This window comes from Micromonospora sp. ATA51, from assembly GCF_016802855.1.
Classification (GTDB): Bacteria; Actinomycetota; Actinomycetes; order Mycobacteriales; family Micromonosporaceae; genus Micromonospora; species Micromonospora sicca.
The window spans coordinates 88,667-100,790 of the sequence record NZ_JAEVHJ010000002.1 but is presented as its reverse complement, the minus strand read 5'-3'; the positions used below and the strand labels follow the sequence as shown (position 1 = coordinate 100,790).

The 12,124-nt window shown below is 67.4% G+C and carries 7 protein-coding genes; 2 read left to right on the top strand and 5 right to left on the bottom strand.

Annotated features, from left to right (window positions below):
• Positions 1 to 291 precede the first annotated feature (291 nt).
• Entirely contained in the window at positions 292 to 612 is a 321-nt protein-coding gene (locus JNW87_RS01090) for a hypothetical protein (RefSeq protein WP_238452742.1), read from the top strand.
• A 291-nt stretch (positions 613 to 903) separates the two neighbouring features.
• On the opposite strand, the gene JNW87_RS01085 is transcribed toward JNW87_RS01090, so the two are convergent.
• From JNW87_RS01085 to JNW87_RS01070, 4 genes are read right to left on the bottom strand one after another with little or no spacing between them, the layout of a single operon-like run.
• Positions 904 to 3,858 (bottom strand): Z1 domain-containing protein, encoded by a 2,955-nt coding sequence (locus JNW87_RS01085; RefSeq protein ID WP_238452741.1) that lies wholly within the window; start codon positions 3,856 to 3,858, stop codon positions 904 to 906.
• Complete coding sequence (locus JNW87_RS01080; protein WP_238452740.1) at positions 3,855 to 4,841, bottom strand: PD-(D/E)XK motif protein; 987 nt, start codon at positions 4,839 to 4,841, stop codon at positions 3,855 to 3,857. Before JNW87_RS01080 ends, JNW87_RS01085 begins: the two co-directional genes overlap by 4 nt.
• Positions 4,838 to 6,352 carry an ATP-binding protein gene (locus JNW87_RS01075; protein ID WP_238452739.1) on the bottom strand — a complete coding sequence of 505 codons (1,515 nt, stop codon included), beginning with the start codon at positions 6,350 to 6,352 and terminating at the stop codon, positions 4,838 to 4,840. Before JNW87_RS01075 ends, JNW87_RS01080 begins: the two co-directional genes overlap by 4 nt.
• A 1-nt stretch (position 6,353) precedes the next feature.
• Positions 6,354 to 8,375 carry an AIPR family protein gene (locus tag JNW87_RS01070; protein WP_238452738.1) on the bottom strand — a complete coding sequence of 674 codons (2,022 nt, stop codon included), beginning with the start codon at positions 8,373 to 8,375 and terminating at the stop codon, positions 6,354 to 6,356.
• Between the two features lie 441 nt (positions 8,376 to 8,816).
• On the opposite strand from JNW87_RS01070, the gene dcm reads away from it, so the two are divergent.
• The gene (dcm, locus tag JNW87_RS01065) at positions 8,817 to 10,790 is read left to right on the top strand and encodes a DNA cytosine methyltransferase (protein ID WP_238452737.1); all 1,974 of its coding nucleotides are present in this window, start codon (positions 8,817 to 8,819) and stop codon (positions 10,788 to 10,790) included.
• Positions 10,791 to 10,797: 7 nt separating this feature from the next.
• Here dcm and JNW87_RS01060 read toward each other — a convergent pair whose 3' ends face one another.
• Complete coding sequence (locus tag JNW87_RS01060) at positions 10,798 to 12,123, bottom strand: ATP-binding protein (RefSeq protein ID WP_238452736.1); 1,326 nt, start codon at positions 12,121 to 12,123, stop codon at positions 10,798 to 10,800.
• Position 12,124: the final 1 nt, after the last annotated feature.

The window sequence follows — 12,124 nt, the reverse complement described above, 5'->3', positions numbered from 1 at the left end:
GGATCTGCCGCTGCGGGACCGACCTGCCCTGCCGGGCGACGCACCGCCTGCCGATCAACCGGGGGCACTGGCCGGGTGAGGACCGATGACCACGCACGGGCCGGTGCTGCCGACCTGGACCTGCGGCGGGTGTGGCGCCCCTTGGCCCTGCCGTACTCGTCGACAAGAGTTGCTCGCCGAGTACGCCGGCGCTCCGGTGTCCTTGAGCATCTACATGGGCTCGCACCTGGTGGCCGCGACTCAGGACATGAGCTGGGCACCGGCAGGCACCCTCCACCACAGGTTCCTCGGATGGCTGAGGTGACCACACCTCGCCCCGGTGACGTGGTCTTCATCGGCCGAGGGTGCTCGGTGCAGTTCGCGGGAGAACGGGCGCTCCGGATGCGGGTGGTGTCCGTCGACTCGACCCCGACCTACCACGGTTGGATCCGGCTCACCGGGTATGTCCTCAGCAAACGGGGCGAGGCGGTCAACAAGCGAGAGGTGTACGTGATGAAGGCCGGGCTGCGCATCGCCCCGGCACCCACCATCCGGAAACCGGGGCAACGAAGGCGGGTTAGGTCGCGCACGCCGGCCTGGGTTGATCTTCGACCTGTGGCGGCTGGCTGCTGACCCCGGCTGATCATGGGGACAGCCCTTGGCTGATCATTCCTCTTGGGTCCAGGGACGGGCATGCCCAGCCAGTCGACCTCCGGGCCGCTCTTCACATCGTCTCTGCGCTCGTTGATCAGCTCGACATCGTCTCCAGCACTGAGCGGGCACACTGCTGCGCTTCAGCCCCTGGCTATTGGTTCTTGCGGCGGACATCCCGACCGCCTCCGCCATTTCGATGATGGTTGTCCGGTCAGCTGCCGCCGGCAAGGAAACCGAAGCTTGGCCTGCTGGTGCTATCTAGAACCTGGCCTACTGGTGTCGGGCTTCAGTCTGACGCTTTGCATCGACGACGATCGCGGACCGGTTGACGCTGTCCTCCGTCTGCCACTTGATCAACTTCCCGTTCAGTGGCATCGTGCTCATGGGGGTGACCAGGTGGAACGCCAGGGTGACCAGGCCGTCGTCGATGGACTGTGCGTCCGGCACCTGGTCCTCGACTGAGGGATAGACGATCAGAGCTCCGGTCGCTGGCGCGTGCAGTCGGTCGGCTTCCGGATCGACGACCGACGTGTTCAGGCCGGCGATCCGGTTGGCCGCGTTACGGTGCCGCGATTCACTGATGGCCCGTAGGGCCCCGGTCGTCGTCCTGACCCGCCGGAAAATGCTGAAGGGCCCGTGACCGCGGATGGTTCGCAGACTCTTGTCCGACACCTGGTACGGGAACATGACGACCCAGCGTGCCAGCTGGTCGGGAGTGAGGCTGCGGAGCCAGGTGAGTTCGGGTTGGAAGGTGTCCGGCGTGAGCCATTTCAAGGAGCGCAGCACGTCCATGAGGTCGCGGTGAGCGAGAACGGCGATGCGTGCTGAGTAGACGGTGCCGGCATCCTGCGTGACCGAGATGTCGTCGATCTTGCCGACACGGACGCTCTTGAACTCGACCGTTGTCCGGGCATGGGCCAGGATGGGGAGCCACGCGGCTGTGTTGTCCCGCGTTTTCTGCGCGCCTCCCTTTGCCGGGTCTGGGTGGGCGACGGGTTCCATGGGCTCGCCCGGCGAACTCTTCTCGACCAGTTTCGCGTTCCACATCTTGTTGCGTCCGGTCGGTCTGAGGTCGGGGCGGTGCTGCGCGATGAGGGGAGGTATCTGTCGCGGCGTGATCTGCCGTTCGTCGTCGGCAGGCTGGGAGTAGCGCCGGAGTTCTGCGCGGAGGTACTCCTCGTCCCTGCACGCGGCGGCGAACATGTCGTGGAGTTCCTCGGTGGTGTAGATCCGGACGAGATCGCGGAACCCGGGTCGAAAGCCGAACCAGCGGCCCATCTGCATCAGGGTGTCGACCTGCTTGGTGACCCGCCGGTAGTAGGTGACGGTGAGGCCCTCGACCGTGAAGCCTCGGGCGAGGCTGTTGCCGCCGACGAGGATCCGCCACACTCGCCTACGGTCGAAGTCGAGGCTCTCCTGCTGCCGGTCCAGGTCGGGATCGCTGTTGACGACGATGACCGGCCCGGTGTCCCGGTCGGGTGGGCTGATCAGGTTCAGCGCTGCACCGATGTCGGGCTTGAGGTCGTTGAAGTCGGCGGGTGTGGGCAGGTCGGGTTCCACCGCCGCACTGACGGGCAGGACGTCCGACTCGTAGAGGGCCCGCAGGCGCGCCAGGCCTTCCGCTTCCCGGTAGTGGCCGCCGTCCCATAGGGAGTTGATGACCTTGGCGGCGTGCCCGTGCGCGGCTCTTGCCATGGCTTCATGGACGAGCATCGTGTGGTGCCGGTAGGGGCCGTGTCCGTGGCGTTGGCGGTGCATTTTCACCGCACCGGTCAGGACGTACATGTCCAGTGCGGTACGCAGGTCGCTGTCCTGTGCCTCCTCGCCGAGGAGCCGCACGTGCCGCTTCTCCTGGGATTCGTCGAGTGGGCGCTGCGCGAGGGGTACGTCGGTGTCGAAGTCGTGGAAGTCTTCGGCGCCCATGTACTCCAACGGCCGTGGCAGGGAGACGAGAAAGTCGCGGGGGAAGATGTCCTCGACGTCGGACGGGTCGACGAAGACGTTGGCGTAGGGCGTTGCGGTGTATCCGACGTACTGGGCCCGCGGCATCATCGTGAGCAGTTGGCCGATGAGGCGGTTGATCGCCGTACGTTCCTTGCTGTCGTCCTTCCACTTCTTCGGACTCGTCGTGTTGACAGACGCCTGGTCGGACTCGTCGTCGATGATGAGGACGGGAACTTCACCGAGGCGTTCGCTGATGCGGCCGAGGTCGGCGACGAGGTCCTGCAGGACTGTCTTGTTCTTCTTGGCCACGACAAGCCGCGCGTCGCTGGTGTAGAGGTTGGCGGGTGTGAACAGGGGCAGGTTACGTTCCCGTCGGGGAAACTCCAGTGCCAGGAATCCCTGGCGCAGACGCCGGTAGTCCCAGCCGTGGGTGCTGAGGCGGCGGATGTCGGGGTAGCCGGCGTCCGAGGGCCGCCCGCCGTGGCGGACGAAGCGGTCGGCTTCCCAGTCCGGGTCGTCCTGGTATTCGTGGCCCTTGTTGTCGTGGGCGGACATCTCGGGTTCGAGGTTCTCCCGGCCGACCAGTTCCATGTCGAGGCGGCGTTGAGTCTGGGCGCGCAGCATGTTGGTGGTGCCGGTCAGAACGATGACGAGCCGGTACCCGGCGTCGACGGCTTTGGCGATGACGCCGGTGAAGTTCGCGGTCTTGCCGCTCTGCACGTAGCCGACGACGAGGCCCTTTGCTTGATAGGCCAGCTCTCGTGTCGGGTCGGACAGCCGTCTCACGACATCCTCGGTGGCGTGGTCGAGCCCGGCGACGACGCCCGGGTCCCAGCCCTTGTCCAGCAGGTACCGACGGTAATGCGCCCAGTAGAAGTCGCGCTCGTTGCGGCGTTCAGGGGTGCGCCACTCCTGCCAGTCGTCGGCGATGACGATCGGGGCAGCGGCGTAGGGAAACAGCCCGGCGATCACCTGCTGCGTCGCCGGGTCCAGCTGCAGGGCGGCGACGATGGCGGTGCGCCGGGCCGCAGTGTTGCGCTCGGTGCCTGCAACCCACACCGCGTCGGAATCCGCGTGGTCCCAACCGGCGAGCGCTTGGGCGAACTGCTGGCGCAGCGCGTCCTCAGGTCCGGCAGAGTGCAGATGCGCGCGCAGCGCCGCCCCGTCAGTCAGGCCCGCGTCGTTGCCGATCATCGCAGCAAGCGGGTGGATCTGCATGGGGCCGGTGCGTTGCATCGCGTCCAGGGCGGCGCTGTAGGCGATGGTGACGGCGTCGCTCATTGCAGCTCCTGTCGTCCAGCCGTTACCGCAGCCCGGAGAAGCTCGGGCGGGGTGTCGGCGGGTCTGCCGGTCAGATCCAGCCGGTAGTGGATGTCGGTGACGTGATGCAGGTCCACCCCGGCCGCCTTGAGCAAGTCCTCGGTCAGCCGGGGAAACGTGTCGGTGACCTCGAACAGCGTTGGCGCGCTGCGCAGCCGCCACCGCTGCAGCACGCCGTCGGCGTAGCGGTGTCGCCATCCCGCGTGTCGGGTGCAGGCGTCGAAGTCGTCCCGGACGGCCCCCGCGGGAATCATCTGCCGAACGCGGGCCATCAGGGCGGCGACGGTGGTTCCACCGCTCCCGGCTTTCGTGATCTGCAGCGACAGCAACCAGAGCGGACGGTCGCCGGTGGGTTGCAGTTGGGTGGCCGAGGAGATGCGATGGATCCTGTTCTCCGATGTCGTGGTCTTGACCTCGACGTCGACATCCGGGAGCCCGAAGTCGTGTTCCTCGGTACCGCCACGCCACGCCCGCACCGCCAGCTCCGGTGAGTTCGTCCCCGCCAGACCCGCGACGAGGCAGAGTTCTCCGATCAGCCCGGTCTCCACCTCGCGCGTGAGCGCGTCCTCGGCCCTGATCAGGTGGCCGAGCCGCCGCAGTGTCTCGGCGAGCGCGGAGCTGAGCGGCATGCCGTCGAGTTGCGCGCGGTCGGCCACACCGCACAACACCGGGTAGGCGTCGGCGAACAGCCGGGGGTTGTCGACGGCGATCTCGATCAGCCGGTCCGCACCCTGGTGGACGACCTTCATGCTGAGGTGCTCGAGCCCGGTGGGACGGGGCGTCTCATTGCTGCGGGCAGGTCCGCGCAGACCGATGCGGTGGTTCGCGGGGTCGGTGAACAAGATGACCCGGGGCATGCCCTCGACGGGGTGCTCCATCGGCACTCCGGTCGCCAGATAGCTGGCGAAGCTGTCCCCGCTGAGGTGGCGGTCCGGGACGGTCACGGCAGGGCACCGAAGGACGACAGTTCGGCCTTGGCCGCCGTGGTGAGGATCTCCTGCCATAGGTCGATGTTGTCCTTGTCGCGGGCGCCGAGGTGGACGCCCTGGAAGACGTTCTCCATGAGGAGGAACATCAGGGCCTTCACCAGGGGTGCGTCGTTGAGGCCTCCGCGGCGGCCACCGAGCAGCGCCGCCCGGTAGCGCCGGTTGAGCAGCAAGGTCATGTCGTCGCGGTCGATCTGGAAGAGGTCGTCATTGTCGAACTTCGCCCAGATGATGTTGAGCGGTTCGCTGTTGAGCTGTGGCAGTTCGTCCACGATCTCGCGGCACACCCTCGGGTTGATGCCGCGTCCGGGCGGGGTCACGGGGCGGCGTTGGGCGGTGCTGCGCTGGTTGCTGACTCCCCATGTCGCCTCGGCCGCCCTGAGATAGTCGGCGATCGTCGTGCCGTCCTCGGCTCGGGCGGCGCCGACGGCCAGGGCGAATCCGGCTCCGGCGGTGACCCGTGACTTCTCGGGGTTCATGGTGAAAAGCCCCGCGACGTCACCGTCGATGTCGATGGCCGCCCGCGCAAGCTGCAGCTTTTTGTCTGGCGCGTGGATGCCTTCCCAACCGCCGGCGTGCAGGAGCCGGTCGCGTCGGTAGAAGTAGAGGCCCTGTCGCTGCTCGGCGCCGCCCGGCAGCCGGTATTCCACGGCGTTGGACCGGCGTGGCCAAATGTGGCACTGGATTGTCAGGAGGGAGCCGTCAACGGCGGCGGTGAGCGTCTTGGGCCAGCCGTCCGGTGCGTTTCGGTATCCGAACGGGTTGATCGGCTCCACGTCGGCGGGGATGCCGACGCCGCGGTCGACGTCCTCGACGTCGACGGTGAGGCGCAGTTTTCCCTGCGCGAGGATGCGGTGGAACATGAGTCCGAGATGGCCGCGCAGGTGGTCCATCGTTCGTGAAAGGAAGACGCCGACCTGCTGAGGATCGTCGGATGCCGGGAAGCCGCTAACCCGGTCCCACCGGATGACGGTGCCCGACGGTGAGGTGCTGAACGGCCACGGCCGATCGAGTTCGGCCGCGGCGAAGTCTCCGGGGACGATGTCGCAGTGGAAGCCATCGCGGTTCTCCCCGTGCAGCCACCGGCGACCGACCGCATCGTTGCCGGTTGCTCTGGACAGGACCGTCAGGCTTGCCGCCTGGCTGAACGATGCTGCCTTGAGGCCGACGCCGAAGCGGCCGAGGTCCGTCGCCCGGTAATCGCGTCGACCGCCGAGGGTCAGAGCGGTGTCGATGGATCCGGGCGTCATACCCCGTCCGTCGTCGACCACGTACAGGCCGATCAGCCGGGCATGGTGCTGGATGAACCGGATCAGGACGTTGCTGGCGCCGGCGTCCACGGAGTTGTCGACCAGGTCCGCGAGGGCGGTCTCGAGGGAGTGGTTACGACCCAGGGCATCGAGTGCGTGCGGGTCGGGTGGCAGTTCCACCGATCCGAGGACGGGCACGTCCTGGCGCCAACCGGTCATCTCATCTGCTCCCCACTGAGGGCGCGCCAGGGCGCTGCTGTCCGTCACCGCCCATGGGGCGGAAGCCCCGTTTGCGGGCGAGTTCCATCAGGACCGAGGCGGCCCGCAGCTGTTTGCCGGCCGGCGTGTAGCCCTGCATGAGCGCCTGCGCGATCTCCCGGACCGTTGCCCGCTGGGCAGCGTCGAACGTACCGGTGGCATCGCCCCAGGCGGCCAGGTCGTGCCAGTTGTCGGGAGTGGAGGCATGCAGCGCCTCGACGTCGGCGGCGTACGTGTCGATCTCGGCCAGTTCGATCTCCAGATGTCCGGGAATCACCCAGTCGATGTCCCGCACGGCGTCCCAGCACTCGTCCTTCTTGGCCCACTCGCCGACGTGGGTTCTACCGCCGGGGGGCGACGTGATGACCTTCTGGACGAGCGCCGACAGCTCGATGACCGCCTCCCTCGTCGCCGGGGACAGGTCCTGCGTCCGCCAGATCCGGTCGAGGTCGAGACGACCCCCGGTGGCGTGCACGAGCTTGGCGACCGTGTAGGCGACGATGTTGGCCTTGTACCCTCCGAAGTTCTGCCGGGCGACGAGCTTGTCCGACCGGCGGAAGAGGATGGCCTTGGCCACCAGATGACGGCAGTAGTTCTTGTCGACGGTCACCGAATGCTGGTCGAGCCACTCGGAGAACAACGTGAAGTTCTTCTCGGCACCGAGGCTGACCTGCTGCGGCCGCATCGACCAGGACACCTCGAACTTGGCAAGTTCAGACTTGGTGAACTTCTGGTCCGGCGGGTTTATGGCCTTGAAGATCTTCTGCCGTGACCTCGTCAACTCGCCGGTCACCGCGTTGGCGTACTGGCCACGGGCGCGTTCGTAGAACCAGTGGGTGTCGCTGTCATGGGTCGGGCCGGGCGGCGCCCACAGCGTCCGCATGATGCGCTCGACGTCGACGTGGAACCCTGCGTTCGCCTTCAGGTCGGAGGCGGTGACCCTGTTCTGGGTGTTCGAATACGCGGAGATCTTCGGAACGATGTCGTCGAGCCGGTCCGGGGACACAACGGTGAGCTTCATCTGGACCAGCACCGCGCTGATGTCCGTGCTACGGCGTGCGTGGTGGATCGAGGCGGTCGTCTGTCCGCCATTGACGATCTGCAGGTCATGGATGCGGCGGATCACCCGCTGGCTGGTGCCGTCGGTGTCGAAGTCGACGGCGGTGGCTGTCGCGGCGATGCCGTTGTTGTAGGCGAGGAACCGCTCCGGATGTTCGCGAAGCGTCTTCTGGATTCCGGTGTTCACCGCGCCCTTGACCTGCAGGAAGGAGCGCACGTTGCGTTCGAGCAGCCGGGCGCCGTGGCGCGCGTACAGGTCGGCCAGATCGTTGCCCGGCACGATGGCGAGGAAGACCGAATAGTCCTTGCTCGTGTCGGGGGTTCCCAGACACGGCAGCCCGTCGGGGAACTCAGCGACGATCGGTTCGGCGCGGCTTCCGGACATTGTCCAGTTGGCGAGTCGGCGCAGATCCCAGACGTCCCGGATGATCTGCCGGTCCTGAAACGTCAGCGCGGCGAGCGGGTCCCGGACGACGCTGCGGGCGTTGGAAATGAGAATGAAGCGGACCTTGTCGACCTCGGAGAACTTCTCAGTGACCGTCGTGGCCATGCCGGCGAGCTCCGACGACGGCTCATTCTTCACGAGGGTGCCGGCGAGGCACCGGGACAGGAAGTTCTCCAGCCGTCGGAACGCCGCCTCGACGTCCGACCGGTTGATCTTGTGGTCCTCGTCCGCCCGGGGACTGTAGCTGGTGAGAAAAAGGTCGAGGCATCTGTCGTCGGATGACAGACCGAAACCGCTCACCTCGACACCGTGGTCCTTGAAACGGACGACGGTCGCGTCCTCGGTCAGGCCTTCGCCGGAGAGCTGCTCGAGTACCAGACCCGCGAACGCCTCCTGCGGATCGGAGTCGTTGATCTCGGCGTACGCCCGGACCTCCTCGAGAAGGTTGTAGGCGTAGAAGTCGAGGTCCGACTCACGCACCGGCCGCCTCCGCCTGCAGAGGCGTACCGGCGGACGCCGGATCGAAGGTGTTCGTGCAGAGGCTGAGGGTGGGCATGGACCTCTCCGGACAATGGCGTGCGGCTCGGGGGTTGGACCGGCAGGCCCGGCTGGGGTACCGGAGCCATCTTTCAGCATAAGTGGAGCACACGACAGGAACCGTCGGAAAGTTGCGGTCAGGTGCGTCCGGTCGTCGGCGGCCGCCCCGACGTGTGATCCCTACCTCCGCCCTCGCCCTCCCGACGAACCTAATGGCGCCGGTCGGTACCACCGCCCGGCAGGGGCCACCCACCGGTGGGACGGAATCGCTCCACGCTTGTCCCGTGTCCGCCGCCGAAAGGGTCGTGCGTATGTCCGGGTGGAGGATCAGGCGGCCGGCCGACGGGTCCCACTGGGTCCGCCGGGCCCGCACGGGTAACGTGCGTGCACGTGAACGACGCTGTCGACAACGAGGGCCGGCCCGCACGGGACCCGTCGGCCCGGCGGGGGGCCTACGGCGTCAGACTGGTCCGCGGACCATTCGTCCAGCTACCTCCCCACACCGACGCATGCGAAAACGACGAAGGGCTGCTGCGCTACGCGGAGCAGGCCAGGGCGCGCGGGGAACGTCTGGCCGCCGACCTTTTCAGCGGCGCCGGAGGTCTCAGCCTGGGCCTGGAAAAGGCCGGTTACCGTGTCGTTCTGGCCGTCGACCACTACCCCGAAGCGGTGGAGACGCACCGGCATCACCACGCCGGCCTCAGCGTGGACTGGGACCTCGGCGACCCGGACCGGATCAGGCAGGTGGCCGAAGTGATCCGCGCAGCCGGGGTGGAACTTCTCGCCGGGGGACCGCCGTGCCAACCGTTCTCCAAAGCAGGGCGGTCGATAATCCGCCACAAGGTGCGCCACGGGCTGCGTGACCCATACGACGAGCGGCGGGATCTCTGGCGGTCGTTCCTCGAGGTGATCAAGCTGGCCCGACCGCCGGCAGTTCTGATGGAGAACGTGCCCGACATGGCCCTCGACAAGGAGATGTTCATTCTCCGCACGATGGTCCACGAACTGGAGGCCCTCGGCTACGCCGTCGAGGAGAAGGTGGTCGACACCTTCCGCTACGGCGTCCCCCAGTTCCGGCAGCGGCTGATACTCGTGGCCCTGCACGACGGAGTGTCATTCGACTGGCCCGCCGAGCAGCCCGACCGGGTCAGCGTCTGGAACGCCATCGGGGACCTTCCCGAGGTGGAGGGCGGATGGCGGCCCGACGGCGGCGCGGAGGGATGGGCCGAATACGGCGGACCCGTCAGCGAATTCCAGCAGCGCATGCGCGAAGGTGTGGCCACCGACGACGCGATGAAGGTCTTCGACCACATCACCCGGCCAGTCCGCGACGACGACATGCGTGCGTTCGAGCTGATGGACGCCCGAACCCGCTACTCGGACCTACCCGACGAGATGAAGCGCTACCGCGACGACATCTTCGACGACAAGTACAAGCGCCTGGACGAGAACGATCTGTCCCGGACCATCACCGCGCACATCGCCAAGGACGGCTACTGGTACATCCATCCCCGCCAGAACCGCACCATCACCGTGCGGGAGGCTGCACGGCTGCAGACATTCCCTGACGGGTTCCGCTTCGCCGGGCCGCCGTCCGCGGCGTTCAAGCAGATCGGCAACGCCGTTCCTCCTGTCCTCGGCGAGCATCTGGCGCGCGCGGTCAGGGCCTCCCTGCAGACTCACGCACCGGCCCACACGAACACCCGCGAAGTCGCGGACACACTCGCGCGCTGGTTCGACGCCGAATACGTCAGCGGAATCCCATGGCTGCGGGCGGACACCCGTTGGCAGGTGATCCAGGCGGAGATCCTGCTGGACCGTGCACACCCGGACGTCACGAAGCAGGTCTGGAAACTGCTCGAGACGTGGCGGCAACCGCAGGACACCCTCGCCAAGGAGGACAACCTCCGTTTGACCGGCGGTTTCATCTCCCGCGCCGGCCGGGCCGGCACAGTCGCCGAACTCGCCCGGACCCTGGCAGACACCCCCGCCGCCCTGCGCGACGACGACGCGCTACGGCGGATTCCGGGACTCAACGAGTCGGTGGCGGACCTGGCGATCCTCGTCGTCCCCGCGGGCACCGAGGATGACTCCGAGGAGCCCGTCCTGGTCACCAAGGGCGTCCTGCGTGTCGCGGCCCGGTTCAGCGGTCATCCGGTCGACCGGAAGAACCGGCTCACGGACGGACGCCTCGAGGTGGCGCGGATGATCGGCATCGACACCGACGCGAGGCGCGCCCACCTCGGCCTCATTGAACTGGCCAACACCCTGTGCCGTCCTGTGGAGCCGGCCTGTCACGTGTGCCCGCTGCTGAAGAAGTGCGCGGGCGCGCGCACGCAGTCACAGCAGCTGTTCTGATGCCCCGTCAGTTTGCGTCGAGACCCAGCAGTTCCACCACCTCGGGAGACTGCTGGCGCAGCAGGGCCTCGATCGCCTCCCACGCCGCCCACTGACCGGCCTGCATCGCCGCCATTCTCAGGGCGAGCCCCGCCCTCGCGGCCGCGTGCGTCGCGGCCCGCGACTCGGGAGGCTCTGACAGGTCGGAAGGAAGAGGGCGGCTGCCGGAGCGCGACGTCTTGCGGTAGGCGTCGTCGGCAAGGACGCACAGCTCGTTCAGCGGCGGCTCGAGCAGCGTGCGCAGCTGAGCAGGCAGGGCGACGCGCATCTTCGCCACGTTGATGTTGAACGCGGCGTCCAGATCCGTGTCGAACTCCAACGCCGCCCGCGCGAGCTTCGTGTGTTCGTCGATCCCTCGGATACCGCTCCAGCCACCCCACTGGACCAACCGGTCCGCCCGGTAGACGTAGAGACCCTGCTGACGGTTCCAGTTCATCGGCCCGGACATGCGCTCGAACTCTGCCGGGCTGGTGAAACGGTCACGGGAGGGCAGGACGAAACGCCGTAACCGGACATGCCCGCCGGCGCCGGGCGCTTCAATTTCGAACCTCTGCGGGGGCAACTCGACTGTAGCCGGTTCGTCCTGCGCGAACGGGTCCCAGGAACGGACCTTTTGCCCATTGACTGTGATCACGAGCTGCGGACGCCCCGGGACGCCATCGAGGAATCGGTGGAAGACGATACCCAGGTGTTCGGCGGCGCGGGTGGCCAGTGACTCGAGCCGCCGGCGAGCCCACCCACCTTCCGGTCGATTCTCGGGCAGCACCCTGTCAAGGGACCGCCAGAGAACAACGGTGCCGGTTCCCTCGGCCAACCACTGTCGGGCGCGGCCGACCATCTGATCCGCCGGTGACGGATCGACCACCACCCACTGGTCCCAATCCTCGATCAGGTCGAGGTCCAGCGATCGGGCGCATGTCCGTACCACGGACGTCGAACTGCGGCTGACGACCGTGAGGAGGCGGCACTGGGAGAGGGAGGCGGTCTTCAATCCGAGTCCGTATCGGCCGAGTTCCCCGCGGTCGTAGGACCGTCGGGTGCCGAAGCGCATCGCCTCCAGCACCGCTGGGGCGGACATGCCGCGGCCGTCGTCGGCGATGAACACCCTCGAGTCTGCGCCGTCGTGCTCGATCAGAATCTCTACGCGGGTGGCTCCGGCGGCGACACTGTTGTCGACGATGTCGGCCACGGCGGTGGAGAAGTCGTAGCCGATGTCCCGCAACGATCCGGTGAGCCGCGCCGCCGATGGGGCCACGTCGTACCACGCTTTGCCGGCCACAATCCCCTCCGTCACG